Here is a 19,472-nt window from a genome sequence, read left to right on the forward strand (position 1 = left end):
TGATCAATTTGAAGGGTTAAACCTAAGGTTAGCCGCTTTAGAATTTCAATAGTGAGTTATTACATGAAATGGTTTGGCTAAATGTGGGCCAGATTTAATTGCCCTAAAATAGGTCGCTACATCAAGTACGTTAATATAAGTTATCGTTATAAATAGGGTAGGTGTTATTTAAAGTGGTTACATAAACAAAAAAGAGCAACGAGTGCTCTTTTTTTAATGAGGGATTAAATATCTTTCGGTTTTTCTATGTAATAGCCTTGTACGCCATCTAAACACAAAGTTTCTATTATGTGTTTTTCTTCTTGGCTCTCTACACCTTCGGCGAATACACTCACCCCAATTCTGTGTGCTAGGTCTACCATTAAACGCATAAAGTATTGATTGTTTTTATCGTCCTCTAAGCCGCGAGTGTAACTGGCATCCATTTTTATAAAGTCAGGCTTTAGGTCTCGGAAAAATTTGAACGACGTTAAACCAACACCAAATCGCTCAACAGTAATACGTGCACCTACTCGGTGAATCATATCAATAAAGCGCTTACTGGCTTTAATGTTTTGTTGTAAACCAAATTCGCTTACTTCAAAAACGAGTTTAGAGGCTATGTGAGTGTCTTTTAATAGGCGGCGTTCTAACCAAATAACAAATTGGTCGTTATGTGCACTTGAGGCCGTTACATTTAAACCAAAAAACTTTTCAGACAAATTACGGCTTTTTACTTTTTCAAGCGATGAATCAATAATAAGGCGGTCAATTTCAATTGCCATATCGAGTTTTTCGGCCATAGCTAAAAACGACGCTGTAGGAAGCATTTGGTTATCTTCAGTTTTAAATCTCACCTGAATTTCGGCGTACGCCTTAATACTTTTCCCTAGGGGCATTATATTTTGCATGACTAAATGCACACGTTTTGACTCAATAACTTCATTTATTACTTTACGCCAGTTTTGGTTACCAAAGCCTGCGCTTACATTATTGACTAAGTCGGTTTCACGTTGTACATGCCACGCATTCGTTTGTTTAGACTGGGCCATACTCATTGCGTTATCAACCACCGAAAGTAGCTCGCCTAATGGTTTGCCTTTTTCATAACCCACAATGCCAGTATTAGCCACAGAGCTTAGTTCTTGGTTTTGTTGATATTGAGTAAAACGAGACTGTAAGTTTTCACCAAAACGCTCAGCTTCTTTAAGTGGTGTGTGAGGTAAAATAACTGCAAAGTCTGAGCTGTTTAGCCTAAACAATTGGCTGCCTGTATAAGTACCACTTAAGTGTTTAATTATATCAGCAACACCTCTTACGTACTCGTCACCTTTTTGGTAGCCACGGCTTTGGTTAATTGCTTGTAACTCGCTACAGCGCACCATAGCTAACGAACCAAACGTACTTTGCTCGCAATTTTCGATGTGTTTTTCGTAATACTCAACAAACATATTGCGGTTACCTAAAGAGGTAATGACATCTTTGTAGGCTTCTTGTTTTATGCTCATTGCTGCATTTTGTATATCTTGGCTTTTCGACTTTAAAAAATGCGATAACCGATTAAAGCTGGGCACCAAGTCTTTGCCTAATTTTTTAAGGCTAGAGCTATCAAGGGCTGTTTGCAGATCATTATCAATTTGGTTTTGATTTATATATATATCAATGATGTCAGAAACGGTGGTGCTGATATTCTTATTAAGCTGATAAAAAATCGACTTAAGTAATATAATAGGTATGATCACCAACACGGCAGAAATAAGTATAACTATAAAGAGGGCGGTTTGAACTTGTTCGGCTAGCTGTCGGATGTTGAGTGTAAACTCTACTTTAACGTCTGCCGCATCGTTTACTGCAAATTGTGGGCGTAAAGAATTAAATTGAGATTGAATAAACTCTGCGAAGGCTGGTAGCTCTGACGACGAATTGACACTAAATATTTCAGCGCCTTGGTAATCTCTAAGCGTAAAGTTTGAAAAGGTGTTGCCGTTTGCAATTGACTTTTTTAAGTTTTCTGCAGAAATGTCGTCTATAGAAAGCTCATTTATATATTTAGTTACAGTAACCTGGGCATCTTTTTGTGCTTCACTAACAGCATTGTCAAAGCCGACCGAAATAAAGTAGCTTCCTGCTGCAACACACAATAACCAAGATATTATTTGTATTAAAATAAGTTTTTTAAATCCAGCCATTTTTTTCAGTCTTTTAGGTATTACAGAAGGAAAGGAATCAAGTCCTTGATTATTTAACTAAATGCAACATTTAATAGTTTTTAATCAATGTTTTATTTCTAGGGTAGAAGGGTAGTGGAAATAGGAATAAATGTCTATGGAATTCTTAGAATTGGCTCCCCCTCCCCGACTCGAACGGGGGACCTGCGGATTAACAGTCCGTCGCTCTAACCAACTGAGCTAAGGGGGAACTAAATTTTGACTTGTATGATATTGGCTCCCCCTCCCCGACTCGAACGGGGGACCTGCGGATTAACAGTCCGTCGCTCTAACCAACTGAGCTAAGGGGGAACTACATCATATACATAAACTTGGCTCCCCCTCCCCGACTCGAACGGGGGACCTGCGGATTAACAGTCCGTCGCTCTAACCAACTGAGCTAAGGGGGAATCGTTTATGATTAAAAAGCTTGGCTCCCCCTCCCCGACTCGAACGGGGGACCTGCGGATTAACAGTCCGTCGCTCTAACCAACTGAGCTAAGGGGGAAGCGTCTTGCCTTTCAACGGGGCGAAATATTAATGACCGCGCTGCAAAGTGTCAACATATAAAAGTCATAAATTAAAAAAAGAGGTTTATTCGTTGTTTTTATGTGCAATCTGCGTGTTTTATAGCTTTGTTTTAAGCACTTCATTGGCATTTTTATAAAACCGTTACTAACAAAATAACTTTTTGTGATCGTTTAGTACTGTTGGTTGAGTAAATAAAATACAAAGTTAAAGTGATTTATTACGCGTAAAACTCAAAAAACAAAATTAACTGTTTAGGCCTATTAGTTAATTAATTCTGTAATATTAATGTTAGGGTATTTTTTATTCGGTATTACTTTACTGATAAACACGTTGTTTAATTGTGTGCAATTATGAAGTTTAAACATTTAAATAAATAAAGTCCTGCATGTTCATAAAGAACACAATCAATAACTTGTAACTACATACGCATGCGTTAATGCGTGGTCACAGGGCTGTCGAAATTTAAAAATATTAACCTAGGTTAATTTGTCGGCTAAGGCTACAAAAGCATTAAAATGTAAATCCCTCATTTGGTCAGACCTGCACGTAAAATGTATGTCGCTTGAAGCCTTTATAAATGCGGCCTTGAATGAGTTATCCACGGTTTCTGTGGATAACTCTGTTTATGAAACTTTAAGAACATCAGCGGCACCAGTATTTTAGAGTGCTACAACGATTTCAAGCTTTTAAATCATTATTTTTATTTTAAATGAAAACAGCAGCTTAGCGTTTTAGGGTTGCAGTGTGTTATTCGATGAGAGTAACTTTTCGTTACGATAAATCAAAGTGTCGAATTGTGTAAAAAACCGACAGGTAAACCGTGTGTTTTGTAATAAAAGTAGCAAAAATGTGTCTTAATTGTTTTTTGATGCATTAAGGCCTTATTTTAGCAAAAACGTATAAAAAGTGATGTTTACTCCATACGCTCTTTTTATTGGGTGTGCCTGTGTAAAATGTAGTGATAAATCCGTGGCTTGAATTGCCCTGATGCTTTAAAATGATCAACTCAGTAAAAGAGGCCATTTATTCCATGCGCGCAATTTCAAATACGAAGACTCGCCCAGATTTACTTAACGATCCCATTATGCCAACGTTGAAAATAATGACTGTTCCGATGATCTTCGGCATGATCATGTTAATGATGTTTAATATAGTTGATACCTTCTTTATCAGTTTGTTGGGTACAGAGCCTCTCGCTGCAGTGAGTTTTACTTTTCCAGTCACCTTTACCGTAATTAGCTTAGCTATTGGTTTAGGCATAGGCACTTCAGCTGTCATTGCAAAAGCGTTAGGCAGCAACAAAATAGATGAAGCTCGTTTTGACGCCAGCATCTCTATATTAGTGGCTGTTGTGTTGGTGCTTATATTATCGTTTATAGGTTATTTACTTATTGACCCGGTATTTACGTTACTGGGTGCAGGACAGCAGGTGCTTCCTTTAATACATGAATACATGAATGTGTGGTTTATTGGCAGTGTATTTTTAATCACACCCATGATTGGGAACTCTGTATTACGTGCCAGTGGCGATACTAAAACTCCCAGTATCGTAATGGGAGGGGCAGGGCTTATAAATGCAATACTTGACCCCATGCTTATATTTGGTTTTGGTCCTATACCTGCAATGGGTATACAAGGCGCAGCCATTGCAAGTGTAATAGCCTGGGCTGTAGCTGTTGTTATTATTTTATATATTTTAATAGCAAGAAAACGGTTACTTAGTTTAAAAGTTGGCTCACAAACAGTTATGGGGTCAATCCGCAAAATATTAAAAATAGGTGTACCTGCCGCAAGTGCTAATATGCTTACACCAATTGCAATGGCGGTAATGACGGCACTTGTTGCTAATCATGGTCCTGAGGCCGTTGCGGCGTTTGGTGTTGGTAGTAGAATAGAGTCTATTGCAAGTATTTTAGTGCTTGCCTTATCAATGACACTCCCGCCATTTGTAAGCCAAAACTTCGGTGCTGGAAAATTATGTAGAGTTAAAGACGCATACATAGGGACGTTGAAGTTTGTGATGGTTTGGCAATTTATTATTTACGTTTTGCTGATTATTTTTTCTGGAGTAATAAGCCAGATATTTGGTAAAGAGCAGGCAGTAATAGATGTAATTAAGCTCTTTATTTACACCATACCATTAAGTTATGGTTTGCAAGGTGTGATCATATTATCAAATTCATCGTTTAATGCTTTGCACAAACCAATGAATGCATTGTTTTTAAGTATTATACGTTTATTTATTTTTTATGTTCCGTTTGCTTACTTAGGCAGTCATTTTGCAGGGTTGACGGGGTTATTTATTGGTGCGGCGGTAGGTAATTTATTTACCGCGTTTGTAGCGTATAAATGGTTTATAAAAGAGCTTGAGTCATTGAGCAGTCAGTCATTACAGGAGTGCAATAATTGAGCGATCATTTTCAGTTAAAATCACAGTTTCAACCAGCAGGGGACCAACCTACTGCAATAAAGCAATTATGTGAAGGTTTAGAAGCCGGGCTTGCTCATCAAACATTGTTAGGGGCAACAGGTACGGGGAAAACCTTTACCATGGCTAATATAATTAACGATTTGAACCGCCCGACAATTATAATGGCGCACAACAAAACGTTGGCTGCGCAGCTTTATGGTGAAATGAAAGAGTTTTTTCCTAAAAATGCCGTTGAATATTTTGTTTCTTATTACGACTACTACCAGCCTGAAGCGTACGTTGTATCGAGCGATACCTTTATTGAAAAAGACGCATCCATCAATGAGCACATTGAGCAGATGCGATTAAGCGCAACCAAAGCATTACTTGAACGCCGTGATACTATTATTGTTGCGTCGGTTTCGGCTATTTATGGTTTGGGTGACCCCCAGTCATACATGAAAATGATGTTGCTTTTAAAAGTAGGCGAAAAAGTTGATCAACGCGATATGCTTCGCCGTTTAGCCGAAATACAATATACTCGTAATGACATAGAGTTTAGTCGTGGTACTTACCGAGTTCGCGGCGAAGTGGTCGATATATTCCCGGCAGAGTCAGAAACATACGCAGTGCGAGTAGAAATGTTTGACGACGAGATAGAGCGTTTAAGTATTTTTGACCCGCTAACAGGCGCTGTTGAAAAACATATTGTGCGCGCCACTATTTACCCTAAAACGCACTATGTAACTCCGCGTGAGAAAATTCTTGGCGCAATCGAAAATATAAAAATAGAACTAAAAGATAGAAGAGCTCAATTACTCAGTGCCAATAAATTAGTAGAAGAGCAGCGCATTGCGCAGCGTACTCAGTACGACATAGAAATGATGACCGAGTTGGGTTATTGCTCGGGAATAGAAAACTACAGTCGTTATTTATCGGGGCGTACCCCCGGCGATCCGCCGCCAACCTTGCTTGATTATCTTCCTGATGACGCATTAATGATTATTGATGAATCGCATGTAACGGTATCGCAAATTGGTGCTATGTATAAAGGCGACAGAAGCCGTAAAGAAAACCTTGTAGAGTATGGTTTTAGAATGCCCTCAGCTATGGATAACCGACCCCTTAGGTTTGAAGAGTTTGAAGCCATTGCACCGCAAACCATTTATGTATCTGCAACGCCTGGCGACTTTGAAATGGAGCGAAGTGGTGGGGAAGTTGCAGAGCAAATTATTCGTCCAACAGGGCTTTTAGACCCACTTATTGAAGTGAGACCCGTTGGCGACCAAGTTGATGACTTGCTGTCAGAAATATATCAATGCGTTGAAAAAGGTGAGCGAGTATTAGTTACTACGCTTACTAAACGTATGTCAGAAGATTTAACCGATTATTTAAGTGAACACGGCGTAAAAGTGCGCTACCTGCATTCAGACATCGATACCGTAGAGCGGGTAGAAATAATTCGCGACTTACGCGCCGGTGTATTCGATGTGTTAGTGGGTATTAACTTACTAAGGGAGGGCTTAGATATGCCAGAAGTGGCATTGGTTGCCATACTTGATGCCGACAAAGAAGGCTTTTTACGCTCAGCGCGTTCGCTCATTCAGACCATTGGTCGAGCTGCGCGTCATTTAGATGGGCGTGCTATTTTATACGGCGATAAAGTCACAAAATCAATGGCAAAAGCAATAGATGAGACAGGCCGCAGACGCGAAATTCAGCATCAATACAATTTAGACAACGGCATAGAGCCACGTGCATTGGCTAAAAAGATTCTTGATGTGATGGATGTTGGCGAAGAGGCTGGCCCTAAAGATAACCTTCAGCTTATTCGCAAAGAATCTAAAAAGGTACTTAGTGCGAAAGAAATTGCAACGCAAATTAAGCAACTTGAAACTAAAATGCACGCGTATGCGAGCAACTTAGAATTTGAAAAAGCAGGCTCTGTGCGCGACGAAATACACGAACTACAACAACAGTTGATTAATTAAAAAATGACTACAAATTTTACGCCTCTGATTACGGCACTTGAAAGCGCCCCTATTTTAAATAACGAATTGTGTCGTGTTTTTCACGGGCGAGGCCATAGTATTGAGGCATTAAGCCACTTAAATTTAGATTTTTATCCACCAAGCTTATTTTTAGTCTCTTATGATGAAATAGACGAAAAAACGCTTCATCAGTTAACCGAAACGCTTTGGCAATGGGCGCAAGCACACCACCCAGAATTAATTACCTCGCTTGTTTATCAGCAACGTGCGGGTGTGCAAAGCCAAAACACAGTCATGTTTGGAACGCTCCCTAATAAGCATACAGTAACCGAAAACGGAATTCGCTTTTTAGTCGATTTGCAAAGCCGCCAAAATACAGGGATTTTTCCTGATATGCGAAGCGGCCGCGAGTTTGTAATGGCTAATAGTAAGCATGGCAAAGTACTTAATTTATTTTCGTACACGTGCGGTTTTTCGTTAGCAGCAATGCAAGGCGGTGCCGATCATGTAATGAATATGGATATGAGTAAAGGGGTACTTAAAGTAGGTAAGCAAAACCATCAGTTAAATGGTTTTGACAAAGGGGTGAGTTACTTACCTCACGATATTTTAAAGTCGTTTGGTAAATTAAAAAAAGCAGCCCCGTTTGATTTAATTATTGTCGATCCGCCAAGTTTTCAAAAAGGCAGCTTTATTTTAACTAAAGACTACCAAAAAGTGCTTCGCAGGCTCCCAGAGTTACTTAATCAAACAACAAAATTGCTTTTATGTGCCAATAGCCCCGAGCTCTCAGAGGATGCATTTAAAGCCCTGATTGACGAGCACACACAAGGTGCGATTACATTCGTAGAACGCCTTGCACCTACCGACCGCTTTATTGAAATAGACAGTGATAAAAGTTTAAAAGCGCTCGTCTATAAAATGTCACATTCGCCTGATTAAATGAAACTCAGTAAACGACTGACTGCGATTGATGCGCTCATAACACGCCAGCAAAACACTATTTGGGATTGTTGCTGCGATCATGGCTATTTAGGTATGGCTTTGTTGAAGCGCTCAGCTGCCGATAAAGTCATGTTTGTTGATATTTTGTCTAATGTTATGAGCGATTTAGAAGCGCGATTAACCCATAATAAAAAATTTAGGGTGCCTGGTAATAAAAAGCCAGAATGGCGGGTCTTGTGTCAGGACGTTGGAAGTATAAAGCTGGATGATGTAAAAAATCAGGTCGTTGTTATAGCCGGTATTGGTGGTGAATTAGCGCTGCGTTTGGTGAAGCAGATAATAGCGAATAACTCGCCAGAGCGTTTAAAGCATGTGCGTTTTATTTTATGCCCAATTCACCATACTTATTTACTGCGCAGTGGTTTACACACGCTTAATTTGGGTTTGCATAGCGAGCAAATTATTAGTGACAAAAACCGTGTTTATGAACTCCTAGAGGTTAGCTTTAAAAGCAATCAACCGGTGAGTAAAACAGGTGATGTCATGTGGGACTTAAATGATAAACAGCATACGGCTTATATTCAACGACTACTAAATCATTATAATAAAATGCTCAATAAAGATGAGCTTTATTATCAAAAAGTTATAAGCGACTATCAAAGCCTTTACGATAGTTAAAAAAGCCCAATTTTGTCGGGCGGCTGTGATCTAATTACATAACAAAACACGTAATGTAAACACAGTTAATATCTTGCCCAGTGCGAGTTTATTTGGTTTATTTATGTCAGATAAAAATAGTCACCTAAATACGTTACTCAGTAACGACAAAAAATGGCAACATAGTTACGAGCAGCCAATCCCGTATGCGCCGCTTGTGCAATTAGCGAATAATAATTGGATAGTTCCACAGCATTTCTTACGTTACAAACATACCCTTGAAAGTGTGAACGAAGTGCTCGAAAGTATTGAGTTTTCGGCTCATTTTAGGGTGCTTGCCGCTCAAAAAGGTGATGAGATATACCTTCAAGTTGCGGTACTCAGCCCTGACAACTACAAAAAAAGTGGTCATCAAAATACCGACAAAGCAAAAAAACTGCTTTTTGGTAGACGCTGGATTGTAGAAGAAAACTTACCTACGTCAGAACTTATTCAAACGGCTTTTTTGGCTTTAAAAGTTGCGCGTGAGCACGAAGTGAGAGAGTTATTCCAGTTAAAACAAAATGGTGCAATAAGCACACCGTTTAATAACCATCACGATTTACCTGTCATGGCGCAAAACCCAGAGTTAGTTTTACACACGCACCATAGCGATAATATTAGCGATTTGGTGAGCCGCATTGTGTTTGCTGATTCGGCTGTTGAACTAACAGGGTATCAAGCCATTACTGACGAGCAACATTTGTATACAGTAAAATTGCATTGTGATGGCGCTCAGTTAAGCGAGTTTAACAATAAATCCATCGCGTTTCTGACTACGGGGTCGTCAAGTAACCATTTTTTACATGGTTTTATCACAGCCTTAGTTAACACGAGCAACGACTATGTGAGCGAGCAATTTAAATATCAAGGATTTGCCCGATTTAGTAAAAACGTGGCAGTAGAAAACATTGGTAAGTTAAGTATTGCAATGCGCTCCCCCAGTACAGTTGATTTGTGCTCAATGGGTAAGCAAGAAGCCAATCAATTAAACTTTGAAATAGACAGTGGGCGTGCACCTCAAGGGTGTGGACAAGCTATAGGTGGGTTTTTAGCAGCCCATGGAATAGAGCAACCAGAAAATGCCCATCTGTATCCAAATTACCTTTAATAAATTTAGCGAACGAGTAAGCGTTTAATAACGCTTACAGTTTATTGATTTCTTGTTTAACGTTAAAGCTTGAGTCAGTCACAATGGCTTCAAGTGTTTGTACACGTTCTCTTAGTGCAACCACTTCTGCTTTTGTTTCGGCAAGTTGTTTATGAGCGTCGCTATTATTGTTTTGCATTTTATGTTTAAACTCTAAATGCTTTTTATACATATCGTAAACCACACCCGAACCCACAGATATAAGCACAATAAGTACAATCATCGTAGTACCAGACATAACTATATTCCTTTTTAATTTTATTTATTAAAGTATACGCTTTCCCCACTTTAGTTAAAGCTGACAATTGTAACTTTATTTGTAAAGAGCTGTACGGTGAAATTAACCGCTTAATACTATGGCTAAATACGCATACACAAATACTTACGTGTGGTGTTCATACTTTATACAGTAACAGGGTTGTTTAATATGAAATTAATCGCCATATAGTTATTAACATATTATTTTATAAACTAATTTTATCAGTGAGTTATTATGCTAAATAATAAAATCCCCCCCGTTATCGTTGTTCTATTTTTTGCAGGCATTATGGCGCTCATAGCGCATTACAGTGTCATAGACTTCACTGTGTTTGTTGCCTATTTAGCGGCAAGTTTAGTTATTATTGGGTGTGTAAGTTGTGTTGCAGGTGTAGTGAGCTTTAAGTTAGCTAAAACCACGGTAAACCCAAATAAACCCGAACACGCTTCAAGGTTAGTTACCAGTGGTATTTATCGCTTTTCACGTAACCCAATGTATTTAGGGTTTGCATTTATTTTAGCTGGGTGGGGCGTGTGGTTAAGTTCGGTTTGGGCAATGCTAGGGGTTGTTGGCTTTATTGGTTATTTAACGTTGTTTCAAATACTGCCAGAAGAACGTGCGCTTACTAAATTATTTGGTGAAGAATTTACTACCTACAAAGCACGCGTAAGGCGCTGGTTGTAATTTTTAATTATACGCCGTGTAATTAAATGCTATGCAATAAAAAAGGCTATGTAACATAGCCTTTTTTATTTAAACCTAAATAACTATTTATTTGTTGCTAATTCGTATTCTAATGGGTCTGTAATATTATTAAGTGCGAATGCTTCTAAACGTTCTTGGCACGCACCGCATTTACCACAGGCCTTTTCACGGCCGTTATAGCACGTCCATGTTTGGCTGTAATCTAAACCCATTTTTATGCCATCGGTTAAAATATCAATTTTGGTGTTATTTAAATACGGGCTAAAAATTTCCACTGCATCGTAGTTTGCAATACGACATACATCATCCATTTTTTGCACAAATTCAGGACGGCAATCGGGGTAAATAGCATGATCTCCAGAATGAGCACCGTAATAAACTTGGCTTGCTTTAAGTGATACCGCGTAACCAACAGCAAGCGAGAGCAAAATCATATTACGATTTGGCACAATCGTGCTCTTCATGCTTTCTTCTTCGTAATGACCTTCTGGCACGTCAATGTTATCGGTTAACGACGAACCACCAATAAGCTGATTGATAGCCGAAATATCCACAATTTTGTGCGGAACATTAAGTTTTTCACACACTTGTGCAGCCACTTTAAGCTCTTTTACATGACGCTGACCATAGTCAAACGAAAGGGCATATACATCATGGCCTTGCTGCAGGGCTTTATTTAATACGGTAAATGAGTCCATACCGCCGGAATAAATAACAACTACTTTTTGCGTCATATCTGTTTTGCTCTTAGTTTTAATAGAGGTTTATATCAGGGCGCGATATACTACACGGCCGCAGCTTAAATAACAATTTTTGCACAGCGCTTTTTCGTCTTTAATAGTAGCAATTTGGCTACTAGGTAGTAAGTGAGATCTCTTTTGTACAAAATTAATGAAGTGTTTGAAACCATCCAAGGTGAAGCAAGTTTTACTGGCACACCCTCAATATTTTTGCGCCTGCAAGGCTGCCCAGTCGGTTGCTCGTGGTGTGATACTAAACAAACCTGGGATGTAGACAACGTATACAAAGTATCACTTGATGAAACCGTAGAAAAAAAAGCCGACTCAGATCATTGGGCTGATGCCAGCGCAGAGCAAGTACTCGCGTTATTTAAATCACGTGGTTATACCGCAAAGCACGTAGTAATTACCGGCGGCGAGCCATGCATGTTTGATTTAAACCCAGTATGTAACTTATTACACGAACATGGTTTTAGCACCCAAATAGAAACCAGCGGCACGTTTGAAATACTTGCCCCAGAGCAAACATGGGTGACCGTATCACCTAAAATAAACATGCGCGGCGGTTATGAAGTACTTACCAGCGCCATGAAGCGCGCTAACGAAATTAAGCACCCAATAGCCATGCAAAAGCATGTAGAAGAGCTAGAAGAGCTATTTGCTAAAACAGGGGTTAACCCTAAGCTTGTTTATTTGCAGCCAATAAGCCAAAAAGTATCTGCAACTAAACTCGCAATCGACACCTGTATTGCCAAAAACTGGCGCCTATCAATACAAGTGCATAAGTATTTAGGAATTAGTTAAAGCGCAAGAGCAGCTGTAAGTGCTCAAAGCGATAAGCTTCTCGGCATTAATTCGTAGGTTGGGTTGAGTGAAACGAAACCCAACACAGCAACTTCAATGCTCACTCTTTCCAAGCACTCTTTATATCAAACTCTAACAAGCTTATTTAAACACGTAGGTCGGATAAGCGAAGCGCCATCCGACAAGGCTAGTTAATTTCTTCCCCGCAGTGATAGCACTTATTTGTTGGCAAGCGATAGCTTGTAGCCGATTGCATTACTTGGTTTTTCTTACACTTTGGGCAGACGTAATTAATAACATTCACAATCAGTATGATTGCAAAAATAAAACCGCCAATATAAAACGGGTTTGCATAAAACAGATTACTTGCCGTCGAAAACTGAAACCCAATAATACATGTGATCAAAGCCACTAAATACGCTTTAAACCTAACTGCTTTTTTCAAATTTAAATCCTTATATTTTGTTCTTAATATGTTTTTATCAAATAGGTTGGTGTTTAGCCATACAAAGTTCTATTTTATATGAGCTTTTTGAAAGTGTTTCACTCAATGAATATGGAGATTATAAATGGGAAAGGAATTGCAGATAACAATTTCAAATGATGTAAATCTTACTCCTTTATTGATTGGTGATGCGAACGAGATATTGAAACTGGTGAATTCAAACCGTGCTAATTTAGCAAGGTTTCTTTATTGGGTTAAAGACGTAAATGATATCGCGTCTGCTCAAAAATACATCTCTGACAGGATAAACAGTGGGCAACATGGTGCGCGCTGGTTTAAAGTACACTTTAAGGGTGATTTTTGTGGTGTATTTGCCGTTAAATCAATTTGTTCTGACTCTGCTGTTGCAGAGTTAGGTTATTGGTTGAGTCAAAGTACTCAGGGTAATGGGGTTATTAGTCAAATTATTTCAAAAGCTTCAGAACTATTGGCGGATACTCATACTCAATTTATCGAATTTAAGTGTTTAGAGAAAAACGCGGCAAGCATAAACATTGCATTGAAGTCGGGCGCATTGATAGTGGATGTTATACCTAATTTTGCATTTGCCGATAATGTATGGCAAAACCTGAATATATACAGATCGATGTTAAAATAGAAATGTATACATAATGACTTCCATCAATAGCCTAATTATTAAGGTTGCAAAACATAATTTTTGACTAAGTATTCTTTATCCAGCCGATACTGAGTACATAACGGTTACCTTTTTCTATTTTCGATACTTGGTGCTCGCAGATATCAGGACGAAATAACTTGATTCGTTTTGTTTCAAATAGGGGGCTAGCGCAAATAAACTCTCCGCCTATATCCGCTTTTTTTAAAACAATATTTAGTCTGTAATGATGACCATCTTTAACATGATCAGTGTGCGGTGGTATTTCACTTCCTTTTGGAAACTTTAATAAATACACATCAAACTTTATGGGCCAAAATGCACCACAAAGCAGCATTTTATCATAGCCTGATTTTTGCCTGCCTCGTGACCATCGAAATAGCTTTTTTACAAAAGACATACACACTCCTTGATTTAGAAACTTTAATTCGCGCTTTTAATTGTTGCTTAAAGCATTATGCACATCGAATATGAGCACTTGGGGCTTATAAATTATCGAGCACCATTTGTTTTATTTTATGAGCTTTTACAAAGTGATCTAATTGATGGGTTTGAATCCACCAAGTAGCAGCTTCCATTAAAAGTTCAGGATTGTTGTTTTTATTAGCAAAAAAAGCATAGAAAGACAGGCCTACATTATCACCTTTACTGGCAATTTTTTTATCACACACTTCAATAATTTTAGTTCTTAATTCTGGTCTCATAAATAAGTAACCTAATAGATCGTATTGGGGAAACAAAAAGGGACAAACTGTAACTTCAAATTCAAAACTAGCAATTGTTTATTTATCTCTCGAAGATACTTTATTTAACCTGGATATTTAGTAAATAACATAAAAAAGCGCTGCTCTAGGGCAACGCTTTATGTATTTTTTTGGTCGTTATTTTCTAACTTATTCTGCCGCCAAATAATCAAGCACCACTTGATGATGATCTTTGGTTTTAAATTTATCAAATAAGTGTTTAATTTTACCGTCTTGGCCTACTAAAAATGTTAGGCGGTGAATACCATCGTATTCTTTACCCATAAATTTTTTGTAGCCCCATACACCAAATGCTTCTGCAATGGCGTGATCTTCATCGGCTAATAAATCAAAGTTAAGCTCTTTTTTAGTTTCAAAGTTTTTAAGGCGCTTAATTGGATCTGGGCTAATGCCTACAACACGCGTGTTAAATTTAGCAAGCTCGTCTTGTTGGTCGCGCAGGTTTTCTGCTTGTACGGTACAACCCGGAGTAGAAGCTTTAGGATAAAAGTACACAAGTACTTGTTGCTCTTTTAACAATTCACTTAAAGTGATTGTTTCGTCGTTTTGGTTTTGTAAGCTAAAAGCGGGTGCTGTATCACCAGCTTGTAATGGACTAATTGTGTTCATGCTATTTCCTTAACGAATGCGTTTAAAAATATAATCTACGTTTAGGGTATGAGAAAGGCTCTCAAAACTAATTTTAAATTTATCTATGTCTACATCTATTGGGATATTAAATTCTACTTCACAGCGCATTTTTGTGTCAGTTTCTTCGTTAAACGTATCTGACTTTAAGGAACAAATGCTGATGTGGTTATCGGCAAAAAAGCGTGTCACTTTGCTTAGTGTGCCCGGGGTGTCTATACCTGTGTATTCGAGCGTATAGCCGGCACAAAACTCGCCAGGGGTATGGCTTGTAGTGCGTTTCATCATGGTTAGCAGGCCAAGTTCCATTGCTTTGGTTGGTAACACGTGTTCAATGCGGCTTATGGCCGACATGTCACCATGCAATAACATTATAAAGGTAAACTCACAGCCTAAAATGGCAATGCGGCTGTCTATAATATTACAATGGCAGTCGCTGACTAATTGCGTAAGCTCACTGACAATACCCGGCCTGTCTTCGCCGATAGCGGTTAACACAATTTGATGATTTGAAAATGCAGTCATGGGTTAAAATACCTAAGTTACAAGGGTTATAACAACGCAATGGATAACACTACTAAATACACTCGAGGACGTGCTCGGCGGCGAAGTTTAACACAAAACGATGTGTAAACTATAATGCGGGCTAATTAAGCGCGTTTAAAGTACGGTGTTTCTTGTTTTTACTGGCACAGGAAAGTACCATAGCTAAAATTTGCTTATTTGCCCTTAGTTTTTTTCTAAGTTGAGGTGCTGAACTTTATTGCAATTAAGTAGCCAAATAAAAATGTAAAGTTAATATTGATTTTACACTGAACCAAATCGGCATAACCCACTCATATATTTGTTAAAACAATTAAAGGGTATGCTAAGGAGAAATATCTGTGCAGTATTGGATCCCAAAAGCACTTGCAGTAAGTGTATTGGTAAGTTTATCAGGGTGTAGTGTATTTGTTAACGATGCGCATAATGAACGTAATTACCGCGCATATGAACCAGTAAAAGCGCCAGCGTCTTTATCTCAGCCGGCTCAGGATCCAGTTTATAAAATGGAAGTAGGTCAATATAACAATAATCCAGACGCAACCAACTATCGTCCACCAGCTCAAGTACTCACTGTAGCAAAAGGCAGTTGGGTCGAAGAGGCGGATAATTTAGCACGCGTATATTTTGATAAAAACGATGGCATTGTTGATTTAGATGACTTTATTTGGGATTCAATAAATGCTGTTTTAGCTGAAAATAACACCGCTACAACCAAAGAAGACAAGTTACTTGGTATTATTGAAACCGATTGGTACGCAATTATTAAAACCGAAGAAAGCTGGTTGTGGGGCGATGAAAAGAACGATGACCTCCAACGTTTTAGATTTTCTATTGAAAAAAAATCGCATGAACGTACAGCCTCTTTACGTGCTGAATTAATAGATTTTAAAGGTGATACAACACTTACAGACTTGCTTAAGCAGCAACTAGAAGTGCGTGCACTTAACCAAGTTATTACTGAATTTGATTACCGCTATCGCCAACTTGAAGTTGATATGCGCAAGCGCCAAGGTATTATTTCTTTAGAAATGGGCTTTGACAATAAAGGCAATGCAGCACTGGTTACTGAGCAATCTTACGATGCGGTATTTGATCGTTTTTCAGGCTTTTTAGAGCGCTTGTCGTTTACTATTGTTGAAATAAATCAAGACACAGGTTTAATTACCGCCGATTATAAAGCACCAGAGAGCAGTATGTGGGATTCGATTTGGGGCGACGATGTTGCGCAATTACCAATTGATGAAGGCCAATACCAAATTTTAGTGAGTAAAACCAAGCAAGGTGGCACAAGCTTAACCTGGATGGACGATAAAGGCGAAACGCTTGAGCCAGGTACCATGAATGGTTTACAGCAAGCACTAGAAGCAGCACTTATTAAGCGCGGCATTAAAATATAAATAATAATACGTTTTACCACAAAAAGAGCGCTTAGCTCTTTTTGTGGTTTTTATAGGTTAAAAATATGTCTCAATTATCAACTTCACCTCAGTACGATTGGCGTACTTGGTTTGCGTTTCTTGTGCCTTCGCTAATTGGTGTGTTTTTGTTTATGACGCCGGTGTCAAGCGGTGAAGCAATGACCATACCTATTGCAATGATGGCTAAAGCCATGCAAGTATTTTTTGCAGATACAGCACAAGCCATTATTACTGCCATAATTTGTATAACGGGTTTATCTTCACTCATTGTCAGTGTTTTTAAGCCTCAAGTGATTTGTAAAGTACCACTGTTAAACCACTTATTTAATGTTAGTTGGATTTGGTTGCTTACACGTTTATTTGGTACTGCATTTGTATTAATGACCTTTTTGGGCGTGGGGCCGCATGCTATCACGTCTGAAAATACAGGGGCACTCGTGTTAAACGACTTACTTCCTGTGTTGTTTTCGGTGTTTATACTGGCAGGGCTTTTGCTCCCTTTGTTACTTAACTTTGGTTTGCTTGAGTTGGTAGGCACGTTATTAACTAAAGTAATGCGCCCGTTATTTGGCGTGCCAGGGCGAAGTGCCGTTAACTGTGTGGCATCGTGGTTAGGTGATGGCAGTGTAGGAATATTAATGACTGCGCGCCAATACGAAGATAAATACTACACACAACGCGAAGCCGCTGTTATTGGTACTACATTTTCTGCTGTTTCAATTACGTTTTGTTTAGTGGTTATTGGCCAAGTAAAGCTTGAGTATTTATTTGCTCCGTTTTATTTAACGGTGTGTTTAGCAGGGATTACGGCTGCTATTATTGTGCCGCGCTTGCCACCGCTTAGGTTTAAAAAAGATTTACTTATTGATGGCTCAGAGCCTGACGCAAACGCAGAGCTGGTGCCTGTAGGTAAAACATTAGTGGGTCACTCTTTAGATGTAGCGCTGGCCAAGGCAGATAAATCGCCGGGCGTAGTGGGGACATTAAAAGAAGGCGTACACAACGCACTTGATATGGTATTTGCTGTGTTACCCGTTGTTATGGCCGTGGGTACATTTGCATTAATTATTGCAGAATATACGCCGCTATTTCAATATTTGGGTATGCCGTTTATTCCATTTTTAGAGTTGTTGCAAGTACCTGAAGCTGAGGCTGCAGCACAAACAATCATGGTTGGTTTTGCCGATATGTTTATCCCTTCTATCCTTGCAGCTGGGACTATTGAGAGTGATGTAACACGCTTTATTATTGCTGCTATGAGTGTGACTCAGCTTATATACATGTCTGAAGTGGGCGCGTTGTTGTTAGGAAGCAAAATTCCAGTAAACATCGTTGAGCTGTTCGTTATATTTATTCTCAGAACGCTAATAACATTGCCGATTATTTCGTTAATGGCACATTGGCTAGTTGGTTAAGCTTATTATTTAAATTAAAAGCCCTGATTTATCAGGGCTTTTTTGTGTCTTGCTTGTTTTTTAAGTGCGTGTCTGATTTCTTAAATTCCATATTAGCACTGTGTTTTATTAGGGCAATATTACCTATCACAACGCCAAATACCATCACTACAATGAGTACTATTTGCCATGTTTGCATATTAATTTCTCATTTTTATTTTTTGGCTATTCTACTTTTTTAAACTGTAATTACCAGCAAAAACATCAGTTGGGTAGTTTACCTATTCGCTATAATATTTAATGATTGTGAGCGGCTAAACGTGTCGCTAACTGCGTTAAAAATTCTCTTTTAAAGTAACTATATAGCGACTCTTTTGTTTAGCTATCAACACATTTACCCACGGTTAAAATAGATCACTTAATTAAACGAATGGTTATTAAAAGCGCTTGGCAACCGATAAGGTCATAAAATCAAGTCCGGGGTTAGGTTTTTGAAAGCCCGCATTAGAGTAATGAATAATTCGTAAAGCAATGTGTGTATCGCCTAAGTCAGCAACGAGTCCAATACGATCTTCAAATTGATAATGGCTACTTAGGTTCTTACCACCAAATTGTGTTTCGTCAATGAGTGATACGCCAATGCCAGCTTCAACATAAAATGGGGTGTTATTAAAACTAAACGCTGGAAACTGCAATACAGGCGATACCGCTAATACTAAGTTGGATTGTGAGTGGTGGTTATGCGCAAATTCCCACAGGTTTACACTGGTTTCGATATAAAAACGGGCATCTCCAACTAAGTTTTGCATTTTTGGCATATGGTACTGATAGGCTAATTTTATGCCATTTATATTGCCAGTGCCTTTAAGTACATCGACTGCATAGCCATGGTTTGATTGTGCTAATACTGTGTTATTAATAAAAAGTGAGGCGATTAATAAAATAATTATTTTAAAGGAGGTTTTCATAGCTGCTCGCTGATAGTTGGTTTATCGAAAAAACAGATGATGAGGGTGGGTAGGTTGTAAATTCAAGGCAAGCTAAAACAGGGATGTATACTGCGTGTTAACAGGTTTTATTAACTTATTGAAATTTAGTCACTTAATTTATTGGTGCTTTTTAGGCATTAATAAGTTGCTTATTTGTGCCTGTTTTATTGAGTATAAATGACGTAAATTAGCGTTA

20 protein-coding genes and 4 tRNA genes are annotated in these 19,472 nt (G+C 38.6%); 10 read left to right on the top strand and 14 right to left on the bottom strand.

The window, feature by feature from the left end:
- Positions 1–224 precede the first annotated feature (224 nt).
- The 5 genes from AC27I2_RS04560 to AC27I2_RS04580 form a co-directional block, all read right to left on the bottom strand.
- Positions 225–2,168, bottom strand: coding sequence for an EAL domain-containing protein (locus AC27I2_RS04560; protein ID WP_487203562.1), 1,944 nt, complete (start codon positions 2,166–2,168; stop codon positions 225–227).
- A 152-nt stretch (positions 2,169–2,320) separates the two neighbouring features.
- Positions 2,321–2,397: transfer RNA gene (locus AC27I2_RS04565), tRNA-Asn, on the bottom strand.
- Between the two features lie 24 nt (positions 2,398–2,421).
- Positions 2,422–2,498 (bottom strand) — tRNA-Asn (locus AC27I2_RS04570).
- A 21-nt stretch (positions 2,499–2,519) separates the two neighbouring features.
- Positions 2,520–2,596, bottom strand: a tRNA-Asn gene (locus AC27I2_RS04575).
- 21 nt (positions 2,597–2,617) lie between these two features.
- A tRNA-Asn gene (locus tag AC27I2_RS04580) sits at positions 2,618–2,694 on the bottom strand.
- Between the two features lie 1,053 nt (positions 2,695–3,747).
- On the opposite strand from AC27I2_RS04580, the gene AC27I2_RS04585 reads away from it, so the two are divergent.
- From AC27I2_RS04585 to AC27I2_RS04605, 5 genes are all read left to right on the top strand, one after another.
- Positions 3,748–5,127, top strand: a complete 1,380-nt coding sequence (locus tag AC27I2_RS04585) for an MATE family efflux transporter (protein WP_487203608.1) — start codon at positions 3,748–3,750, stop codon at positions 5,125–5,127.
- Positions 5,124–7,118 (top strand): excinuclease ABC subunit UvrB, encoded by a 1,995-nt coding sequence (uvrB, locus tag AC27I2_RS04590; protein WP_487203563.1) that lies wholly within the window; start codon positions 5,124–5,126, stop codon positions 7,116–7,118. The genes AC27I2_RS04585 and uvrB overlap by 4 nt, the downstream gene beginning before the upstream one ends.
- Before the next feature lie 3 nt (positions 7,119–7,121).
- A complete protein-coding gene (locus AC27I2_RS04595) occupies positions 7,122–8,060 on the top strand; it encodes a class I SAM-dependent methyltransferase (protein WP_487203564.1) in 939 nt (312 codons plus the stop codon).
- Positions 8,061–8,741: a tRNA (adenine(22)-N(1))-methyltransferase TrmK gene (locus tag AC27I2_RS04600; RefSeq protein WP_487203565.1), complete on the top strand. Its 681-nt coding sequence runs from the start codon at positions 8,061–8,063 to the stop codon at positions 8,739–8,741.
- 103 nt (positions 8,742–8,844) lie between these two features.
- The gene (locus AC27I2_RS04605; protein WP_487203566.1) at positions 8,845–9,870 is read left to right on the top strand and encodes a hypothetical protein; all 1,026 of its coding nucleotides are present in this window, start codon (positions 8,845–8,847) and stop codon (positions 9,868–9,870) included.
- A gap of 34 nt (positions 9,871–9,904) precedes the next feature.
- Here the strand turns inward: AC27I2_RS04605 and AC27I2_RS04610 are convergent, their stop codons facing one another.
- Positions 9,905–10,147 carry a hypothetical protein gene (locus AC27I2_RS04610; RefSeq protein WP_006792318.1) on the bottom strand — a complete coding sequence of 81 codons (243 nt, stop codon included), beginning with the start codon at positions 10,145–10,147 and terminating at the stop codon, positions 9,905–9,907.
- Positions 10,148–10,402: 255 nt separating this feature from the next.
- Here AC27I2_RS04610 and AC27I2_RS04615 point away from each other — a divergent pair, with 255 nt between their 5' ends.
- Entirely contained in the window at positions 10,403–10,852 is a 450-nt protein-coding gene (locus AC27I2_RS04615) for a methyltransferase family protein (protein ID WP_487203567.1), read from the top strand.
- 83 nt (positions 10,853–10,935) lie between these two features.
- Here AC27I2_RS04615 and queC read toward each other — a convergent pair whose 3' ends face one another.
- Positions 10,936–11,607, bottom strand: coding sequence for a 7-cyano-7-deazaguanine synthase QueC (gene queC, locus AC27I2_RS04620; RefSeq protein WP_138530891.1), 672 nt, complete (start codon positions 11,605–11,607; stop codon positions 10,936–10,938).
- Between the two features lie 144 nt (positions 11,608–11,751).
- Here queC and queE point away from each other — a divergent pair, with 144 nt between their 5' ends.
- Positions 11,752–12,417 (top strand): 7-carboxy-7-deazaguanine synthase QueE, encoded by a 666-nt coding sequence (queE, locus tag AC27I2_RS04625; protein ID WP_487203609.1) that lies wholly within the window; start codon positions 11,752–11,754, stop codon positions 12,415–12,417.
- Positions 12,418–12,604: 187 nt separating this feature from the next.
- Here the strand turns inward: queE and AC27I2_RS04630 are convergent, their stop codons facing one another.
- Positions 12,605–12,862: a hypothetical protein gene (locus AC27I2_RS04630; RefSeq protein ID WP_487203568.1), complete on the bottom strand. Its 258-nt coding sequence runs from the start codon at positions 12,860–12,862 to the stop codon at positions 12,605–12,607.
- Positions 12,863–12,986: 124 nt separating this feature from the next.
- On the opposite strand from AC27I2_RS04630, the gene AC27I2_RS04635 reads away from it, so the two are divergent.
- Positions 12,987–13,520 carry a GNAT family N-acetyltransferase gene (locus AC27I2_RS04635; RefSeq protein WP_487203569.1) on the top strand — a complete coding sequence of 178 codons (534 nt, stop codon included), beginning with the start codon at positions 12,987–12,989 and terminating at the stop codon, positions 13,518–13,520.
- 64 nt (positions 13,521–13,584) lie between these two features.
- Here the strand turns inward: AC27I2_RS04635 and AC27I2_RS04640 are convergent, their stop codons facing one another.
- The 4 genes from AC27I2_RS04640 to AC27I2_RS04655 form a co-directional block, all read right to left on the bottom strand.
- Positions 13,585–13,938, bottom strand: a complete 354-nt coding sequence (locus tag AC27I2_RS04640) for a 2OG-Fe(II) oxygenase (RefSeq protein WP_219423425.1) — start codon at positions 13,936–13,938, stop codon at positions 13,585–13,587.
- An 85-nt stretch (positions 13,939–14,023) separates the two neighbouring features.
- Positions 14,024–14,242: a DUF6500 family protein gene (locus AC27I2_RS04645; RefSeq protein WP_487203570.1), complete on the bottom strand. Its 219-nt coding sequence runs from the start codon at positions 14,240–14,242 to the stop codon at positions 14,024–14,026.
- A 189-nt stretch (positions 14,243–14,431) separates the two neighbouring features.
- The gene (gene bcp, locus AC27I2_RS04650; protein ID WP_058404144.1) at positions 14,432–14,911 is read right to left on the bottom strand and encodes a thioredoxin-dependent thiol peroxidase; all 480 of its coding nucleotides are present in this window, start codon (positions 14,909–14,911) and stop codon (positions 14,432–14,434) included.
- A gap of 9 nt (positions 14,912–14,920) precedes the next feature.
- Positions 14,921–15,454 (bottom strand): glycine cleavage system transcriptional repressor, encoded by a 534-nt coding sequence (locus AC27I2_RS04655; RefSeq protein ID WP_058404145.1) that lies wholly within the window; start codon positions 15,452–15,454, stop codon positions 14,921–14,923.
- 359 nt (positions 15,455–15,813) lie between these two features.
- Between AC27I2_RS04655 and bamC the strand changes: the two genes are divergently transcribed.
- Together bamC and AC27I2_RS04665 are read left to right on the top strand one after the other, a co-directional pair.
- Positions 15,814–16,872 carry an NlpB/DapX family lipoprotein gene (gene bamC, locus AC27I2_RS04660; RefSeq protein WP_058404146.1) on the top strand — a complete coding sequence of 353 codons (1,059 nt, stop codon included), beginning with the start codon at positions 15,814–15,816 and terminating at the stop codon, positions 16,870–16,872.
- A 65-nt stretch (positions 16,873–16,937) separates the two neighbouring features.
- A complete protein-coding gene (locus AC27I2_RS04665) occupies positions 16,938–18,308 on the top strand; it encodes a YjiH family protein (RefSeq protein ID WP_487203571.1) in 1,371 nt (456 codons plus the stop codon).
- Between the two features lie 31 nt (positions 18,309–18,339).
- On the opposite strand, the gene AC27I2_RS04670 is transcribed toward AC27I2_RS04665, so the two are convergent.
- Together AC27I2_RS04670 and AC27I2_RS04675 are read right to left on the bottom strand one after the other, a co-directional pair.
- Positions 18,340–18,486 carry a DUF2897 family protein gene (locus AC27I2_RS04670; protein WP_082653601.1) on the bottom strand — a complete coding sequence of 49 codons (147 nt, stop codon included), beginning with the start codon at positions 18,484–18,486 and terminating at the stop codon, positions 18,340–18,342.
- 238 nt (positions 18,487–18,724) lie between these two features.
- Positions 18,725–19,255 carry an acyloxyacyl hydrolase gene (locus AC27I2_RS04675; protein ID WP_138530905.1) on the bottom strand — a complete coding sequence of 177 codons (531 nt, stop codon included), beginning with the start codon at positions 19,253–19,255 and terminating at the stop codon, positions 18,725–18,727.
- Between the last annotated feature and the right edge of the window lie 217 nt (positions 19,256–19,472).

The organism is Pseudoalteromonas sp. NH0006-46 (assembly GCF_057547735.1).